This window comes from Pseudomonas sp. DWRC2-2 (genome assembly GCF_049897885.1).
Classification (GTDB): Bacteria; Pseudomonadota; Gammaproteobacteria; order Pseudomonadales; family Pseudomonadaceae; genus Aquipseudomonas; species Aquipseudomonas azotoformans_A.
On the sequence record NZ_JAFCXD010000001.1, the window covers coordinates 1249743 to 1266954 of the forward strand.

General features: G+C 61.2%; 14 protein-coding genes. 7 read left to right on the top strand and 7 right to left on the bottom strand.

Annotation, left to right across the window (positions count from 1 at the left end; genetic code table 11):
- The first annotated feature begins 59 nt into the window (after positions 1–59).
- Positions 60–878 carry a posphoenolpyruvate synthetase regulatory kinase/phosphorylase PpsR gene (gene ppsR / locus ACP7EW_RS06100; RefSeq protein WP_003193298.1) on the top strand — a complete coding sequence of 273 codons (819 nt, stop codon included), beginning with the start codon at positions 60–62 and terminating at the stop codon, positions 876–878.
- A 76-nt stretch (positions 879–954) separates the two neighbouring features.
- Here ppsR and ACP7EW_RS06105 read toward each other — a convergent pair whose 3' ends face one another.
- On the bottom strand, positions 955–2379 hold the full coding sequence (locus ACP7EW_RS06105) for a PLP-dependent aminotransferase family protein (RefSeq protein ID WP_033901208.1): 1425 nt from the start codon (positions 2377–2379) through the stop codon (positions 955–957).
- 160 nt (positions 2380–2539) lie between these two features.
- Here ACP7EW_RS06105 and ACP7EW_RS06110 point away from each other — a divergent pair, with 160 nt between their 5' ends.
- From ACP7EW_RS06110 to ACP7EW_RS06130, 5 genes are read left to right on the top strand one after another with little or no spacing between them, the layout of a single operon-like run.
- Positions 2540–3433: a DMT family transporter gene (locus ACP7EW_RS06110; RefSeq protein ID WP_162240124.1), complete on the top strand. Its 894-nt coding sequence runs from the start codon at positions 2540–2542 to the stop codon at positions 3431–3433.
- A gap of 41 nt (positions 3434–3474) precedes the next feature.
- On the top strand, positions 3475–5337 hold the full coding sequence (gene moeB / locus ACP7EW_RS06115) for a molybdopterin-synthase adenylyltransferase MoeB (protein WP_426215938.1): 1863 nt from the start codon (positions 3475–3477) through the stop codon (positions 5335–5337).
- 15 nt (positions 5338–5352) lie between these two features.
- A complete protein-coding gene (locus ACP7EW_RS06120; RefSeq protein ID WP_426216401.1) occupies positions 5353–6267 on the top strand; it encodes a PLP-dependent cysteine synthase family protein in 915 nt (304 codons plus the stop codon).
- Between the two features lie 37 nt (positions 6268–6304).
- Positions 6305–7297, top strand: coding sequence for a serine O-acetyltransferase (locus ACP7EW_RS06125; protein ID WP_033901211.1), 993 nt, complete (start codon positions 6305–6307; stop codon positions 7295–7297).
- 2 nt (positions 7298–7299) lie between these two features.
- On the top strand, positions 7300–8028 hold the full coding sequence (locus tag ACP7EW_RS06130; protein WP_038851169.1) for an alanyl-tRNA editing protein: 729 nt from the start codon (positions 7300–7302) through the stop codon (positions 8026–8028).
- Between the two features lie 47 nt (positions 8029–8075).
- Here the strand turns inward: ACP7EW_RS06130 and prpD are convergent, their stop codons facing one another.
- The 6 genes from prpD to ACP7EW_RS06160 form a co-directional block, all read right to left on the bottom strand.
- Positions 8076–9560 carry a 2-methylcitrate dehydratase gene (gene prpD, locus ACP7EW_RS06135; protein WP_269131673.1) on the bottom strand — a complete coding sequence of 495 codons (1485 nt, stop codon included), beginning with the start codon at positions 9558–9560 and terminating at the stop codon, positions 8076–8078.
- 75 nt (positions 9561–9635) lie between these two features.
- The gene (gene prpF, locus ACP7EW_RS06140; RefSeq protein ID WP_426215942.1) at positions 9636–10826 is read right to left on the bottom strand and encodes a 2-methylaconitate cis-trans isomerase PrpF; all 1191 of its coding nucleotides are present in this window, start codon (positions 10824–10826) and stop codon (positions 9636–9638) included.
- A gap of 9 nt (positions 10827–10835) precedes the next feature.
- Complete coding sequence (gene acnD, locus ACP7EW_RS06145) at positions 10836–13430, bottom strand: Fe/S-dependent 2-methylisocitrate dehydratase AcnD (RefSeq protein ID WP_426215943.1); 2595 nt, start codon at positions 13428–13430, stop codon at positions 10836–10838.
- Positions 13431–13627: 197 nt separating this feature from the next.
- A complete protein-coding gene (gene prpC / locus ACP7EW_RS06150) occupies positions 13628–14755 on the bottom strand; it encodes a bifunctional 2-methylcitrate synthase/citrate synthase (RefSeq protein ID WP_033901216.1) in 1128 nt (375 codons plus the stop codon).
- Positions 14756–14795: 40 nt separating this feature from the next.
- The gene (prpB, locus tag ACP7EW_RS06155; protein ID WP_016979248.1) at positions 14796–15689 is read right to left on the bottom strand and encodes a methylisocitrate lyase; all 894 of its coding nucleotides are present in this window, start codon (positions 15687–15689) and stop codon (positions 14796–14798) included.
- Positions 15689–16399, bottom strand: a complete 711-nt coding sequence (locus ACP7EW_RS06160; protein WP_016979247.1) for a GntR family transcriptional regulator — start codon at positions 16397–16399, stop codon at positions 15689–15691. The genes prpB and ACP7EW_RS06160 overlap by 1 nt, the downstream gene beginning before the upstream one ends.
- Positions 16400–16671: 272 nt before the next feature.
- Here ACP7EW_RS06160 and ACP7EW_RS06165 point away from each other — a divergent pair, with 272 nt between their 5' ends.
- On the top strand, positions 16672–17208 hold the full coding sequence (locus tag ACP7EW_RS06165; protein ID WP_016979246.1) for an ATP-dependent zinc protease family protein: 537 nt from the start codon (positions 16672–16674) through the stop codon (positions 17206–17208).
- Positions 17209–17212 lie beyond the last annotated feature (4 nt).

The following is a 17212-nucleotide window of genomic DNA, read 5'->3' on the forward strand; positions in this document are numbered from 1 at the left end:
CGGCAAAATCGCGCCTATCATATCCAAGATTCGCCATCAGCTTAAGGCCCAGGGCTCAAATGAAACGATCTGCTTTCTTTATCTCCGACGGCACCGGCATCACAGCCGAAACATTGGGTCAAAGCCTGCTCGCGCAGTTCGAAAACATTACCTTCGCCAAATTCACGCGGCCGTACATCGACAGCGTGGATAAAGCGCGGGCCATGGTACAACAAATCAATCTGGCGGCCGAAAAAGACGGTTTTCGTCCGATCATTTTCGACACCATCGTCAATCAAGACATTCGTGAGATTCTCGCAACGTCGAATGGTTTCATGATCGACATTTTCTCGACGTTCCTGGCGCCGCTGGAACAAGAGCTGAGTGAACATTCGTCGTACTCGGTAGGAAAGTCCCATTCCATTGGGCACAACTCCAACTATATGGAGCGTATCGAGGCGGTGAACTTCGCCCTCGACAACGACGACGGCGCCCGCACCCACTACTACGACAAAGCCGACCTGATCCTGGTGGGCGTATCCCGCTGCGGCAAAACGCCCACCTGTCTGTACATGGCCATGCAATTCGGCATCCGCGCGGCCAACTACCCGCTGACCGAGGACGACATGGAGCACCTGACGCTGCCGGCCGCCCTACGTGCGCATTCGCACAAGCTGTTCGGGCTGACCATCGATCCGGATCGGCTGACGGCGATCCGCAATGAACGCAAGCCCAACAGCCGGTATTCCAGCTATGCACAGTGTGAATTCGAGGTCCGTGAAGTAGAAAATCTGTTCCGTCGCGAGAATATTGCGCACATCAATTCCACGCATTTTTCGGTGGAAGAGATTTCGGCGAAGATTCTGGTGGAGAAAGGCGTGGAGCGGCGCTTCAAGTAATATTTTCTGCCTGGCACTTTTGTGGTGAGCGAGCTTGCCTCGCGCGGGCAAGCCCGCTCACCACAAAAATCAAGGCCTACAGCTGGAAGCGCCCTCCACCCTGCCCCAGCGCCGTCGCCAGCGCATCAAACCCCGCCCGCAACAACTGATCATCCCCCGACGTATTGCAGATGCTCGCCCGAATAAACTGTGGCACCGCCGTTTGCCCAACGGCGAATGCCTCGGCGGTGGCGATCAGGTAATTATTCTGCTTGAGCTCCGCCTCGATTTCCGACGCCCGCCACGGCTCCGGCACTTCGATCCAGAAATGCGGGCTATTGAGATGGGTGCGATATTCCAGACCGGCCAGCAGGTCGCGGACCAAGGCCTTACGCCGGCTGATCTCGTTGATCTGTTGGCGCAACAGGTACTCCGCCGTGCCGTTTTCGATCCACTGGGTAGCAAGCTCCAAGGTGACGGGCGTAGCCATCCAGCAAGTCGAACGCAGCGCCGCCGAAATACGGCTGACCAACGCCGGTGGCGCGTGCACATAGCCCACACGCAGCCCGGCCGACACCGCTTTGCTCAGGCTACTGATCAAAATCGTACGTTCAGGGGCGAAATGGCTGAGGGGCGGCGGCCGGTCTTCGACCAGTACACCGTGGGCTTCGTCCTCAAGAATCAGCAGGTTGTGCTCACGACACACTTTGACCAAGGCCTCGCGGCGCGCCACTGATAGCACCGCCGTGGTCGGATTCTGGATGGTCGGCGTGCAGTACAACGCTGAAACCCGGTGATTTCGACAGACTTCGTCCAGCGCGCTCGGCAGCACACCTTCTTCGTCCATCTCCAGGCCGATCAGCCGGATACCCAGCATCCGCGCAGCGGTAATCAGGCCCGGATACGTCAGTTGCTCGGTGACCACCGTATCGCCGGCCCGTAACAGCGCCATCATCGAACACAGCAAGCCGTGCTGGCCGCCATTGACGCAGATGACCTGTTCTGGGATCGGGTGAAAATCACGCTGCACCAGCCATTGCGCGCCCGCTTCACGGTAACGCGGCAGGCCGGCGTCCGGGGTGTAGGCGCTGATGTCCTGGAGGAATTTGGCGTTGGTCGACAGGGTCTGGAAGCTCTGGGCCAGGAACACGGTTTCCTGACCGGGGATGTGCATATTGCGGCTCATGTCGAAGTACTGGCGCGGTTCTTCGCTGAAGTTGCGAAAACCTTCATCGCGCTGGCGCTCCATCCCACGCTTGCGCACGAAAGTACCGTCACCAACCCGCGCCACCACCAACCCCAGGCGTTCCAGCTCACCGTAGGCCCGGCTGATGGTGCCGATCGTCACACCCAGGTTGTCGGAAAGCACCCGATGGGGCGGCAGTTTTCGTCCTGGTTCAATCAAGCCTTCAAGGATGCCCCGTTCCATGACATCGGACAGGCGCTTGTACTTCACGCCCTGACCGTTGGACAACCCCTCACGCATAATTGACACCATGTCAATATTTGTTTTGACAGCCATCTTTCGCCCTAATAGTGTGCTTTTACGGGTTCAATCGCCGAATTTTACAACTCATTACAAGCTCAATATAGAGTTCAATTCCGGCTCAGGGAAGCAATAAACGATGCCAATGTCCGCCGTTCTCGAAAACACCGCCAAGACCAAAACCCAAAAACAGTGGTTGGCCGGGCTGATCACCAGCGTGATGTTCCTGATCGTGTGCCTGAGTTGGGGCACCACGTGGCTGGGGATCAAGATTGCCGTGGAGAGCGTGCCGCCACTGACGTCCGCCGGCCTGCGTTTCCTGATCGCCTTCCCGCTGTTCCTGTGTTTTGCCATGGTGCGCCGCGAGCCGATCCTGTTTCCCCGTGAGAGCCGCTGGTTCTTCGTGTTCGTGACCCTGTCCTACTTCAGCGTGCCCTACTACCTGCTCAACTACGGCGAGATGCATGTCTCGTCCGGCCTGACCGCGTTGCTGTTCAGCTGCATGCCGGTGTTCATCCTAATTTTCTCCGCGCTGTTCCTGCGTGAGCGCATCTACTTTTCCCAGGTGGTTGGCATCGGCATCGGTTTCGGCAGCCTCTACATGATCATCAAGAGCCAGGGCCTGCACCTGGACCACGCGGAGTTCTTCGGCGTGCTGGCGATCCTCACCGCTGCGGTCATGCATGCCTTGTGCTATGTGATTACCAAGCAGAAAGGCAGCGCCATCAGCGTGATCACCTACAACACGCTGCCCATCGGGATTGCCGGGCTGATGTTGTTCGTCGCCGGGCTGTGGTTTGAAACGCCGACTTTCGAGGCCATCACCTTGCGCTCCTGGGGCGCGCTGTTCTACCTGGGCCTGGTGGCTTCGGTGGGCGGGTTCATCGTGTACTTCATGCTGCTAAAGCGCTTGAGCCCGATCATCCTGTCGTTCGTGTTCATCATTTTCCCGGTGTTCGCCGTGATCATCGGCGCCTGGTACGAAGGCGTGTCGATTTCCCGCGACCTGATGCTGTACTCGGCCATCCTCCTGGCCGGTTTTGCGATTACCAAGTTGCCGGTTGAAAAACTCCTGGCCAAGAAAAATTGACCCTTGCCCTGCCCCATCAACTTCAGCCACGCGAGAGAAACATGGACGTCCTCCGCCCCACAGCCCTGGAACAGATCTACGCCCACGCCAGCCGCAGCTACCCCGAGGAATGCTGTGGTTTTGTCTTCGCCGACGGCAGCGTGTACCTGGGCAGCAATATCCAGAATGAACTGCACCACAAGAACCCTGAGATGTACCCGCGCAGCGCGGCCAACGGCTACACCTTCTCGGTGGCCGACACCCTGCTGATGAACAAGGCGTTTCGCAGCGACAACCCGGTGGTGGTGATCTACCACTCTCACCCCGACGTGGGTGCCTATTTCAGCGATGAAGACCAGGACAAGGCGCTGTTCATGGGCGAGCCGATCTACCCCGTCAGCTACCTGGTGGTCGACGTTCGCCAGGGCCAGGCCCTGGGCTCCAAGCTGTTTGCCTGGGATGGCAAGCATTTCGCCCTTCAACCCTTCAACGACCTGCACACGGAGTTGTCCATGAACGCTGTCTCTTTCCCCGACATTCTGGTTCGCGTGGCCAAGCTGCCGGAATCGACCCTCGAGGGCACCGGATCGACATTGCGCGAAGTCATTGAAAACCTCTGCAGCAGCCACCCACAGTTGCGTCCGCATCTGTTTCACGAGAAGAACAACCAGCTCAAGGAACACTTCCTGTTTACCGCCGAGGAAGAGCTGGTTGGCGCGGATGACCCACTGCCCGAGAAAGCCAGAATCGAGGTGCTGCTGGCCACGTCCGGCGGCATGGACGTCGACGCGCTGAGCAACGAAGAAGTACAACGCTACGTGCGCCACATCACCCTGCCCGGCGTGGGTCGCGAAGGTCAGTTGAACCTCAAGAAAGCCAAGGTGCTGATCATCGGCACCGGCGGCCTGGGCTCGCCGATCAGCCTGTATCTGGCGGCGGCCGGGGTCGGTACCCTGGGGCTGGTGGACTTCGATGTGGTCGAAAGCAGCAACCTGCAACGCCAGATCGTCCACGGCAACAGTACGTTGGGCATGCCCAAAGTCGAATCTGCCAAGCAGCGCCTGCAAGACCTCAACCGCCATATCCAGATCAACGCCCACGACACAGCGCTGAACGCCGACAACGCCCTGGAACTGGTGGGCGCCTACGACTTGGTGATCGACGGCACCGACAATTTCGACACCCGCTACCGGGTCAACGATGCCTGCGTGCAACTGGGCAAGCCGTTGGTGTACGGCGCGATCTATCGCTTCGACGGGCAGATCAGCGTGCTCAACTATAAAGGCGGGCCGTGCTACCGCTGCCTGTTCCCCAGCGCGCCGCCCGCAGAACTCGCGCCCAATTGCAGCGCCGGTGGCGTGATCGGCGTGCTGCCCGGTGTGGTCGGGATGATCCAGGCCACCGAGGCAATCAAACTATTGATCGGCATTGGTGAACCGTTATCCGGCCGTCTGATGCGCTTCGATGCGCTGGCGATGAAGTTCAGCGAAATCCGCTTCAAGCGCCGCGCCGACTGCCCGTGCTGCTCCGAAGCGCGGCACAGCGAATCCCTGGCCCCCGCAGTTTGCGCGGATGCCGTGCCCAGCCAGCCCTCGCTGGCCGAAGAGAGCTACATCAAGCCGCAAGTACTCAAGCAAGTACTCGAACACCCCAGCAGCGCAGACGTGTTGCTGGATGTGCGCGACGCCAGCGAACTGGAAGTGTGCAAATTGCCGGGCGTGGTGCATATCCCCCTGGCTGAACTGGACGGCCACCTCGACCGCCTCAGCCGGGACAACACCCACTACCTGATCTGCTACGCCGGCACCCGCGCGGAGCAAGCCGCCAGTACCTTGCTGGCCGCCGGTTTCGCCAACACCAAAGTCCTGCAGGGTGGCATGAAGCATTGGGTTCGCGACGTCGAACCCGACATGCCGTTGTATTGAGCGGGGGGCTGAATGATGCTGCATAACTCCATCCTCGACGTGATCGGCCAAACGCCGATCGTGCGCCTGGCGCAGTTTTCCGAAGACCTCGGTATCGAGGTCTACGCCAAGCTCGAATCCCTCAACCCCGGCGGCAGCCACAAGGCACGCATCGCCCTGGGCATGATCCTCGACGCCGAGCGCCGGGGCGTGCTGATCCGTGATTCCGGACAAACCATCATCGAACCCAGCGGCGGCAACACCGGCATCGGCCTGGTGATGGCGGGCAATGTGCTGGGCTACAAAGTGGTGCTGGTAATCCCCGACAACTACAGCCCCGAAAAACAGAAGCTGCTGCGTTTATATGGGGCCAAGGTGGTGCTGTCGGACAGCCGCCTGGGCAACAATTCCCACGGCGAAAAGTGCATGGAACTGCAGTTGGAAAACCCCAGCTACGTGATGCTCAACCAGCAGCGCAACGGCGCCAACCCGCAGACTCATCGCGACACCACCGCACCGGAAATCCTGCGAGCCTTCGGTGAGCTGCGCGCCGACTACTTTGTCAGCGGCATCGGCACCGGAGGGCATATCACCGGCATCGGTGAAACCCTCAAAGCCGCTTGGCCGCAGCTGCGCATCATGGGCGTGGAACCGGAAGAATGCGACCTGCTGAAAAACCAGCACGCACCGCATCACATCCAGGGCCTGTCGATCGGCCTGATCCCGAGCATTCTCAACCTGGACGTGATCGACGGCATGCTCAAGGTCTCGCGCCAGGACTGCATCGACATGATGAAACGCATCATGCGCACCGACGCTATCAGCCTGGGCCTGTCGTCCGCCGCCAACATGGTAGCCATCGCCAAGCTCGCCCCCGAATTGCCGCCCGAAACGGTGGTGCTGACCATGGTCTACGACAATGCCGACAGCTACCTGCCCAGTTTCGAATAAACGGGTTTCCAGCCAACCAGAATACGGGGGTGCCTCCATGGGCGGTTTTATCGACATGCAACAGTTGCACGATGAGTTGCTCACCCACCTCATCAAGACCCTCACGCCCGCCCAGCTGAAACAGCTGGAACCGCACCTGGCCACGCTGATCCAGAATGCGGCGCAGGCGGTAGCAGAGGACCTGATCGCCTACGCCTACCGTGATCCGGCCTCACGTGGGCGCGGTGAGTTGATCCTGGAATCCTACGCCTCGTTCAAGGCGGTGCTGTATTACCGCCTGGCGCACCTTGTGTGGCATTTCCCGGACCAGACCAACGGCGTGTTCTCGCGCATTGCCCTCAAGCTGAGCAACCAGGGCAAGGTGCTTTCCGGTGCAGAGATTCATCCGGCGGCGCGCATCGGCCGACGCTTCGTGCTGGACCACGGCTACGGCACGGTGATCGGCGAAACCTGCGAAATCGGCAACGACTGCTACATCCTCTGTGGCGTGACCCTGGGCGCCCGTGGCATCGCCAACAACCCCGATGGCAAGCGCCATCCACGCCTGGGCAATAACGTCGAGGTCGGGTCCGGGGCCCGCGTGCTGGGCTATGTGCTGATTGGCGATAACGTGTTTATCAGCCCGTCCTGCGTCATCACCCAGGACGTTCCCGCCGGCACCAAGGTCAAGGTGGTGAACCAGATCCAGCTGCAAAAAAACGATGAATCGGACCACAGCAACTACCTCGGCGCCTTTGCCCTGGATGAGCGATTGCACGTGGTGGGCGAGATCAACGCCAGCCATAAAGTGACCGTGCTGGACGCCGATTTCCATCCCTTGCCAGGGCTGATGCTGGAGCCCACGGTCAAGGAGCGCCACCACCTGCAATTTCGCTTGCATCGCGTCGAGTCGGGCAGCCATTTGCCACGCTTGCCGCTTAACCTGAAAGTCTGCGGCCCGGAATTTGAAATCACCCTGCTCTCGCCCCCTGGCTTGAGTGCAATGGTGCGTTCCCTGCTGCAAGCCAGCCCACTGATCGTCGGAGGTTGAACATGTCCGTGCACACCATGGAAACCCTGGCGCTGTTCGACAGCGCGCCCTACCAGAACGCCTTCAGCGCCCGGGTGATTGCCGTCAGCGAACACGGCATCGCCCTGGAGCACACCTTGTTCTACCCCACAGGCGGCGGACAGCCCGGCGACACGGGGCACCTCACACTCGCGGACGGTACGCGGGTCGACGTGACCGGCACGGTGCGCGACCCGGTGCTGCGCTCGATCATCTGGCACCAGGTGGAACACTGCCCCGCGCAGCTGACGGCTGGGGTACAGGTGGATGCCGGCCTCGACTGGGAGCGGCGCTACCAGCACATGAAAATGCATACCTGCCTGCACCTGCTGTGTTCGATCATCGATGCGCCGGTCACCGGATGCAGCATCAGTGCGGACAAGGGCCGGCTGGATTTCGACCTGCCCGAAATGACCCTCGACAAAGACAGCATCACCCGCGACCTCAATGCGCTGATCGAACAGGCTCACCCGGTGAAAACCCTGTCGATGCCGGCTACGGAGTATGCAACGTTACTGCAGATCACCCGCACACAGGCCGTGGCGCCACCCGTGATTCAAGGCTCGGTCAGGGTGATTGAAATCGCTGGCATTGATATCCAGCCGTGCGGGGGCACCCATGTGATCAACACCGAAGAAATCGGCCGGGTGTTTTGCGAGAAGATCGAGAAGAAGAGCAAGCATAACCGCAGGGTGATCCTGCGATTTGAGTGAAGGCGATCCAATGTGGGAGCCAGCTCCCACATTGACCGCGTCGCCTGCTAGATCACGAACAGGTCCACAAACCGGTTGACCGGTGTGGCCTCAAGCCGTGCCTGATCCTTGCACAGCGCAAAAATCTCGGCGCTGCGCTGCCCGGTAAACCGTGTGGCCAGATTGGCCTTGAACTTGTCTTCCAGCAACGGAATGCCCTCCACACGGCGCCGACGATGGCCAATCGGGTACTCCACCGCCACCTGCTCGGTGCTGCTGCCATCCTTGAAGAACACCTGCACCGCATTGGCGATGGAGCGTTTGTCGGCCTCCAGGTATTCGCGGCTGTAGCGTGGGTCTTCGACGATGACCATTTTGTCGCGCAACTGATCGATAATCGGGTGGGCGGCGTGGAATTCATCTTCGTACTGCTCGGCCACCAGATTGCCGAATGCCAACGGCACGGCAGTCATGTATTGCAGGCAATGGTCGCGGTCGGCGGCGTTGGCCAATTGGCCGACTTTGGAAATGATACGAATCGCTGACTCATGGGTAGTGATCACGATGCGCTCGATTTCCTGCAGGCGGTCTTTCACCAACGGATGCAAGGTCACCGCTGCTTCACAGGCCGTTTGCGCATGGAACTCGGCCGGGAAGCTGATCTTGAACAGCACGTTTTCCATCACATAGGTGCCGTAGGGCTGGGACAGGCTGAACGCGCGCTTGTCCTCCGGCTTGAGCGCCAGGTCCTTGTTGGTGTGGCTGAACAGCACGTCGTAGAAACCCCACTGCGGTGCGCTCAAGACACCCGGAATGCCCATCTCGCCACGCAAGGCGATGTCCGCCAGGCGCACGCCCCGACTCGATGCATCCCCCGCCGCCCAGGATTTGCGCGAACCGGCATTCGGTGCATGCCGGTAAGTGCGCAACGCCTGCCCATCGACAAACGCATGGGACAGCGCCGCCAGCAACTGCTCACGGTTGGCACCCATCAGCTTGGCGGTGACCGCCGTGGAGGCGACTTTGACCAGCAGCACATGGTCGAGCCCTACCCGGTTGAAGGAGTTTTCCAAGGCGATCACGCCCTGGATTTCGTGGGCCATGATCATCGCTTCCAGCACTGCGCGCACGGTCAACGGCGCGTCGCCATTGGCCACGCGTTTCTGCGACAGGTGATCGGCCACGGCGAGGATGCCGCCGAGGTTGTCTGAGGGGTGACCCCATTCGGCAGCGAGCCAGGTGTCGTTGTAGTCAAGCCAACGCACGATGCAACCGATGTCCCACGCGGCCTTGACCGGATCCAAACGAAACGACGTGCCCGGCACCCGCGCGCCAAACGGCACCACCGTGCCTTCGACAATCGGCCCCAGGTGCTTGGTGCACTCGGGGAAACGCAGGGCCAGCAGGCCGCAGCCCAAGGTGTCCATCAGGCAGTTGCGGGCGGTGTCCAACGCATCCCGGGAGTCGATCCGGTAGTTGAGGACATAATCAGCAATGTCCTGCAGGACCTGATCGTAGTCCGGGCGGTTGTTCTGGTCGACGTTAGCGCTCATGGCAGTACTCCAAAAAGGGGTTGGGGTCAGTCCTCGGGCTCACGGTTGTCGGGGGCAGATCTTGACTGTCTGCCTTTAAAAGGAATCACCTGGCACGCGCACGAAACCCTCCATCAGCACCCGTGCACTGCGGCTCATGATTGCTTTTTTCACCACCCATTCGCCGTCGACCTGGCTGGCTTCAGCGCCGACGCGCAAGGTGCCGGACGGATGACCGAACCGCACCGCATTGCGCTCCACGCCACCCGCCGCCAGGTTGACCAAGGTCCCGGAAATCGCCGCCGCCGTGCCAATCGCCACCGCAGCGGTGCCCATCATCGCGTGGTGCAACTTGCCCATGGACAGTGCGCGCACCAGCAGGTCCACATCACCGGCCTTGATCGCCTTGCCACTCGATGCCACGTAGTCCAAAGGCTTGGCCACAAACGCCACCTTCGGCGTGTGCTGGCGCTGGGCGGCTTCGTCCAGGTCCTTGATCAGGCCCATGCGCAACGCGCCGTAAGCCCGCACGGTTTCAAACATGGCCAAGGCCTTGGGGTCGCTGTTGATCGCGCCTTGCAGCTCGGTGCCGGTGTAGCCGAGGTCTTCGGCGTTGATGAAGATGGTCGGGATGCCGGCGTTGATCAGCGTGGCCTTGAAGGTGCCGACGCCGGGCACTTCCAGGTCGTCGACCAGGTTGCCGGTGGGGAACATCGAACCACCGCCGCCCTCTTCTTCCGCTGCCGGGTCCATGAATTCCAACTGCACTTCGGCGGCCGGGAAGGTCACGCCGTCCAGTTCAAAATCACCGGTTTCCTGCACCGCACCGTCGATGATCGGCACATGAGCGATGATGGTTTTGCCGATATTGGCCTGCCACACGCGCACCACAGCCACGCCGTTGTGCGGAACACGGGCCGGGTCGACCAGGCCAGCGCTGATGGCAAAGGAACCGACCGCCGCCGACAGGTTGCCGCAGTTGCCGCTCCAATCCACGAACGGCTTGTCGATGGAGACCTGGCCAAACAGGTAGTCCACGTCATGCTCGGCACGGGTACTTTTGGCCAGGATCACCGTCTTGCTGGTGCTGGAAGTGGCGCCGCCCATGCCGTCGATCTGTTTATCGTAGGGGTCGGGGCTGCCGATCACCCGTAACAGCAAGGCGTCGCGCGCGGCGCCCGGCACCTGCGCCGGCTGGGGCAGGTCCTTGAGGCTGAAAAACACGCCTTTGCTGGTGCCGCCACGCATGTAGGTGGCGGGGATCTTGATTTGCGCTACGTGTGCCATGTTTACCTCTCAGGCCGTCGCCGCCGATTCCAGGAAGTCCTGGGCAAAACGTTGCAACACGCCGCCCGCCTCGTAGATCGACACTTCCTCAGCGGTGTCCAGGCGGCAGGTCACCGGCACTTCGACACGTTCGCCATTCTTGCGGTTGATCACCAGCGTCAATTGCGCACGCGGGGTGCGTGCACCGACCACGTCATAGGTTTCGCTGCCGTCGATCTTCAGGGTGTTGCGGTCGGTGCCCGGCAGGAACTCCAGGGGCAACACGCCCATGCCCACCAGGTTGGTGCGGTGGATGCGCTCGAACCCTTCGGCGGCAATCGCCTCCACCCCGGCCAGGCGCACGCCCTTGGCGGCCCAGTCGCGGGACGAGCCCTGGCCGTAGTCGGCCCCGGCAATGATGATCAGCGGCTGCTTGCGTTCCATGTAGGTCTCGATGGCTTCCCACATCCGCGTGACCTGGCCTTCCGGCTCGATACGCGCCAGGGAACCCTGCTTGACCTTGCCGTTTTCAACCACCATTTCGTTGAACAGTTTCGGGTTGGCAAAGGTCGCGCGCTGCGCCGTCAAGTGGTCGCCACGGTGAGTCGCGTAGGAGTTGAAGTCGACCTCCGGCAAGCCCATTTTCGCCAGGTATTCGCCGGCGGCGCTGTCGAGCATGATCGCGTTGGACGGTGACAGGTGATCAGTGGTGATGTTGTCGGGCAGCACCGCCAGCGGGCGCATGCCCTTGAGCGGCCGCGCCCCGGCCAGCGCGCCTTCCCAGTACGGCGGACGGCGGATATAGGTGCTTTGCGGGCGCCAGTCATACAGCGGTGCGACTTTCGGGCCGGTGTCTTCGTGGATGGCGAACATCGGGATATACACCGCGCGGAACTGCTCCGGCTTGACCGAGGCCTTGACCACCGCGTCGATCTCTTCGTCGCTCGGCCAGATGTCCTGCAGGCGGATCTCCTTGCCGTTGGCGTCCAGGCCAAGCACGTCTTTTTCGATGTCGAAACGGATGGTGCCGGCAATCGCGTAGGCCACTACCAGCGGCGGCGACGCCAGAAACGCTTGCTTGGCGTACGGGTGGATACGCCCGTCGAAGTTGCGGTTGCCCGAGAGCACGGCGGTGGCGTACAGGTCGCGGTCGATGATTTCCTGCTGGATCACCGGGTCGAGCGCCCCGGACATGCCGTTGCAAGTGGTGCAGGCAAATGCAACCACGCCAAAGCCGAGTTTTTCCAGCTCATGGCCCAGGCCCGCTTCCTCCAGGTACATGGCCACGGTTTTCGAGCCGGGCGCCAGGGAGGATTTGACCCAAGGTTTACGCGTCAGCCCCAGTTTGTTGGCATTGCGTGCGAGCAGGCCTGCGGCAATCACGTTGCGTGGGTTACTGGTGTTGGTGCAACTGGTGATGGCCGCGATGATCACCGCGCCGTCGGGCATTTGCCCCGGCACTTCGTCCCACTGGCCTGAGATGCCCTTGGACGCCAGGTCGCTGGTGGCAACACGGGCATGCGGGTTGCTCGGGCCGGCCATGTTGCGCACGACGCTGGACAGGTCGAAGGTGAGGCCGCGCTCGTATTGCGCGCCTTTGAGGTCATCTGCCCACATGCCGGTGTGGCGGGCGTATTGCTCCACCAGGGTGACTTGTTCGTCTTCACGGCCAGTGAGTTTCAGGTAAGCGATGGTCTGCTGGTCGATATAGAACATCGCCGCTGTGGCGCCGTATTCCGGGGCCATGTTGGAGATGGTTGCGCGGTCGCCCAGGGTCAGTGCCGAAGCGCCTTCGCCGAAGAACTCCAGCCAGGCGCCGACCACTTTCTGTTTACGCAGAAACTCGGTCAGCGCCAGCACCATGTCGGTGGCAGTGATGCCCGGCAGCAGCTTGCCGGTGAGTTCCACGCCAACGCTTTCCGGCAGGCGCATCCAGGAGGCGCGGCCGAGCATTACGCTCTCGGCTTCCAGGCCGCCGACGCCAATGGCGATCACGCCCAGGGCGTCCACGTGCGGGGTGTGACTGTCAGTACCAACGCAGGTGTCCGGGAACGCCACGCCGTCGCGCACCTGGATCACCGGGGACATTTTCTCCAGGTTGATCTGGTGCATGATGCCGTTGCCCGGCGGGATCACGTCAACGTTCTTGAAAGCCTTTTTGGTCCACTCGATAAAGTGGAAACGGTCTTCATTGCGACGGTCTTCGATGGCACGGTTTTTCTCGAACGCGTCCGGGTCGAAACCACCGGCTTCGACGGCCAGGGAGTGATCGACGATCAGTTGGGTCGGCACCACCGGGTTCACCTGGGCCGGGTCGCCGCCTTGCTGGGCGATGGCATCACGCAGGCCGGCGAGGTCGACCAGGGCGGTCTGGCCGAGAATGTCATGGCACACCACACGCGCCGGGAACCACGGGAAATCGAGGTCGCGCTTGCGTTCGATCAGTTGGCTCAGGGACGCGTTGAGGGTGGCCGGGTCGCAGCGACGCACCAGGTTTTCCGCGAGCACGCGGGAGGTGTAAGGCAAGGTGGCGTAGGCGCCGGGGGTGATTGCTTCAACTGCCGCGCGGGCGTCGAAGTAATCCAGGCGGCTGCCGGGGAGCGGTTTGCGAAATTCAGTGTTCATCGTCAGGACTCGGTCACGGTGGTTGCAAAAGGAGCCCACGGATCCTGGGAGAGAATGCGATCAAAAGGTGGGAGCGGGCTTGCTCGCGAAGGCGGTTTAACCGTCGTCAGGTGTGTTGAATGACACACCGCTTTCGCGAGCAAGCCCGCTCCCACATTTCTGATCCGGTTTCACCCCGGGATCAGCGGTTTCTCCATTCAGCGACGTTCGATTGGCACGAACTTGCGCTGTTCTACGCCGGTGTATTCGGCGCTTGGACGGATGATGCGGTTGTTGGCGCGCTGCTCGAACACATGCGCGGCCCAGCCAGTCAGGCGCGAGCACACGAAGATCGGCGTGAACAGCTTGGTCGGGATGCCCATGAAGTGGTACGCCGAGGCATGGTAGAAGTCGGCGTTGGGGAACAGTTTCTTCTGCTCCCACATCGTCTTGTCGATGGCTTCGGAGACCGGGAACAGCACCGTGTCGCCCACTTCGTCAGCGAGTTTTTTCGACCAGCCCTTGATCACTTCATTACGCGGGTCGCTGTCTTTGTAGATCGCGTGGCCGAAGCCCATGATCTTGTCCTTGCGCGCCAGCATGCCGAGGGTGCCTTCGACCGCTTCTTCAGCGGACGAGAAGCGCTCGATCATTTCCATCGCTGCTTCGTTGGCACCGCCATGCAGCGGGCCACGCAGGGAGCCGATGGCGGCGGTGACGCAGGAATACAGGTCGGACAGGGTCGAAGCACACACCCGCGCCGTGAAGGTCGAGGCGTTGAATTCGTGTTCCGCGTAGAGGATCAACGAAACGTTCATGACCTTGACGTGCAACTCGCTCGGCTTCTTGCCATGCAGCAAATGCAGGAAGTGGCCGCCAATGGAGGGTTCATCGGTCACGCAATCGATGCGCTTGCCGTCGTGGCTGAAGCGATACCAGTAGCACATGATCGCCGGGAAGGCGGCCAGCAGGCGGTCGGTGACGTCGCGTTGCACGCTGAAGTCTTGCTCGGGCTCGATATTGCCCAGGAACGAGCAACCGGTGCGCATTACGTCCATCGGGTGGGCGTCGGCGGGGATGCGTTCCAGCACTTCCTTCAGCGCTTGCGGCAGGTCGCGCAGCTTGCTCAGCTTGGCGCTGTAGGCAGCCAGTTCGGTCTTGGTCGGCAATTCGCCGTACAGCAGCAGGTAGGCGACTTCTTCAAACTGCGCATCGGCGGCAAGTTCGCGCACGTCATAGCCGCGATAGGTCAGGCCGGCGCCCGCTTGGCCCACGGTGGACAATGCGGTCTGCCCGGCCACCTGGCCACGCAGGCCGGCACCACTCAGTACTTTTGCTTCAGCCATGTCGGTTCTCCAATCTTGAATTTATTAGGGAGGCTGTTCTTTACTTCTTGGCTGCGAACAGCGCGTCGAGCTTCTGCTCGAAGGTGTGGTAGTCGATGCGATCGTAGAGCTCCATGCGGGTTTGCATGGTGTCGATCACGTTCTGTTGGGTGCCGTCGCGACGGATCGCGGTGTAGACGTTTTCGGCGGCCTTGTTCATGGCGCGGAAGGCCGAGAGCGGGTACAGCACGATGGAAACATCGGCCGATTTCAATTGTTCGGTGGTGTACAGCGGCGTGGCGCCGAACTCGGTGATGTTGGCCAGGATCGGGGCCTTCACACGGGAAGCGAACAGCTTGTACATCTCAAGTTCGGTGATGGCTTCCGGGAACACCATGTCGGCGCCGGCTTCGATGCAGGCAGCGGCACGTTCCAGGGCGGACTCCAGACCTTCCACCGCCAGGGCATCGGTGCGCGCCATGATCACGAAGCTGTCATCGGTGCGCGCATCCACGGCGGCCTTGATGCGGTCGACCATTTCCTGCTGGGACACGATTTCCTTGTTCGGACGGTGACCGCAGCGCTTGGCGCCGACCTGGTCTTCGATATGGATCGCCGCCGCGCCGAACTTGATCATCGACTTGACCGTGCGCGCCACGTTGAACGCCGAGGAGCCGAAACCGGTGTCCACATCCACCAGCAGCGGCAGGTCGCAGACGTCAGTGATGCGGCGCACGTCAGTCAGCACGTCATCCAGGCCAGTAATCCCCAGGTCCGGCACACCGAGGGAACCGGCAGCCACACCGCCGCCCGACAGGTAGATCGCCTTGAAACCGGCGCGTTTGGCCAGCAGCGCGTGATTGGCGTTGATCGCACCGACCACCTGCAAAGGCTGCTCGCTGGCGACCGCGTCACGGAAACGCTGGCCGGGAGTCGTCTTGTTATTGGAACTCATCATTCACCTCGTGATTGGGCAGTGCCGTCGGGGAAGTGACGGGCAATGTTGCGTTTGGATGCGCCGATATGCCGGCGCATCAACAGTTCGGCCAGTTCACCGTCGCGATCGGCAATCGCGTCAAGGATGCGGTGGTGCTCGGCAAAGGCCTGGCGTGGACGATTGGGGGTGGCGGAGAACTGGATGCGGTACATGCGCACCAATTGGTACAGCTCGCCGCAGAGCATTTGGGTCAGGGTGCGGTTGCCGGCGCCTTGAATGATCCGGTAATGAAAATCGAAGTCGCCCTCCTGCTGGTAATAGCCGAGGCCGGCCTGGAAGGCTTCATCGCGCTCATGGGTGTGCAGCACCTGGCGCAACTCTTCGATTTCCGCGTCGGTCATGCGCTCGGCGGCCAGGCGACAGGCCATGCCTTCGAGGGACTCACGGATTTCATAGAGCTCGATCAGCTCGGCATGGCTCAACGAAACTACCCGCGCGCCGACATGCGGCACGCGCACCAGCAGGCGCTGGCCTTCCAGCCGATGGATCGCCTCGCGCAGTGGGCCACGGCTGATGCCATAGGTGCGCGCCAGTTCCGGCTCGGAGATCTTGCTGCCGGGGGCGATCTCGCCCTTGACGATGGCGGCCTGGATACGCCGGAAGACGTTCTCGGACATGGTCTGGGAATCGTCTTGCGCCACCACTGGGGATTCCAGCTGATCCAGCATATTGTCGACACCTTTAAAAGCAATGCCGCAAAAACTAGCCAATCAGACCTGGATAGTCAAAGAATAAATACACATTGTCGACAATCGTCTAATAACCAGGGTTGCACCCTATCAGGGCATGGCCGCCTGCCAGCGCTGGCGCCAAAAAAGCATCATGTTAGAATGCCCGGCACTTTTGCCTGACATCGCGAGATGAAACGGCGCACGAGGGAGCTTGCGCAGTAATGCCAGTCGCCTTGAATTGAACATCGCACTGCACCGCCTCGGGATTTATGAGACTCAAGCCCTTCCTTCTATTGATTTGCCTGTTATCCGCACCGGGCCTTGGCGTCGCCGCCGAGAAGACCGTGTACGGCCTCAACGAATACGCCCAATTGGCCGGGATCGACCTGGAAGTCGCCGCCAAACTGGACACCGGTGCCAAGACCGCCTCCCTCAGTGCCCGTGATATCAAGCGCTTCAAGCGCAACGGCGAATCCTGGGTGCGCTTCTACCTGGCCATCGACACCGCCCATTCCCATCCCATCGAGCGCCCCCTGGCCCGCGTCAGCAAGATCAAGCGCCGCGCCGGTGACTACGACCCCGATGAGGACAAGAACTACACCGCCCGTCCGGTGATTGCCCTGGATATCTGCATGGGCACTGCTTTACGCAGCATCGAAGTGAACTTGACTGACCGCAGCGCATTCCAATACCCGCTGCTGATCGGCTCCGAAGCGCTGAAACGCTTTGATGCGCTGGTCGACCCCAGTCTTAAATACGCAGCAGGCAAACCCGCCTGCGCCGCCGACGCTCATACCGCCGAGTAAACCG

Bases quoted from the DNA above. Each gene is read 5' to 3' on its own strand.
- prpC (WP_033901216.1), bottom strand. From the start codon at position 14,755: ATGGCTGAAGCAAAAGTACTGAGTGGTGCCGGCCTGCGTGGCCAGGTG.
- acnD (WP_426215943.1), bottom strand. From the start codon at position 13,430: ATGAACACTGAATTTCGCAAACCGCTCCCCGGCAGCCGCCTGGATTAC.
- ACP7EW_RS06105 (WP_033901208.1), bottom strand. From the start codon at position 2,379: ATGGCTGTCAAAACAAATATTGACATGGTGTCAATTATGCGTGAGGGG.
- prpB (WP_016979248.1), bottom strand. From the start codon at position 15,689: ATGAGTTCCAATAACAAGACGACTCCCGGCCAGCGTTTCCGTGACGCG.
- prpD (WP_269131673.1), bottom strand. From the start codon at position 9,560: ATGAGCGCTAACGTCGACCAGAACAACCGCCCGGACTACGATCAGGTC.
- prpF (WP_426215942.1), bottom strand. From the start codon at position 10,826: ATGGCACACGTAGCGCAAATCAAGATCCCCGCCACCTACATGCGTGGC.
- ACP7EW_RS06160 (WP_016979247.1), bottom strand. From the start codon at position 16,399: ATGCTGGATCAGCTGGAATCCCCAGTGGTGGCGCAAGACGATTCCCAG.
- ACP7EW_RS06165 (WP_016979246.1), top strand. From the start codon at position 16,672: ATGAGACTCAAGCCCTTCCTTCTATTGATTTGCCTGTTATCCGCACCG.
- moeB (WP_426215938.1), top strand. From the start codon at position 3,475: ATGGACGTCCTCCGCCCCACAGCCCTGGAACAGATCTACGCCCACGCC.
- ppsR (WP_003193298.1), top strand. From the start codon at position 60: ATGAAACGATCTGCTTTCTTTATCTCCGACGGCACCGGCATCACAGCC.
- ACP7EW_RS06125 (WP_033901211.1), top strand. From the start codon at position 6,305: ATGGGCGGTTTTATCGACATGCAACAGTTGCACGATGAGTTGCTCACC.
- ACP7EW_RS06120 (WP_426216401.1), top strand. From the start codon at position 5,353: ATGCTGCATAACTCCATCCTCGACGTGATCGGCCAAACGCCGATCGTG.
- ACP7EW_RS06130 (WP_038851169.1), top strand. From the start codon at position 7,300: ATGTCCGTGCACACCATGGAAACCCTGGCGCTGTTCGACAGCGCGCCC.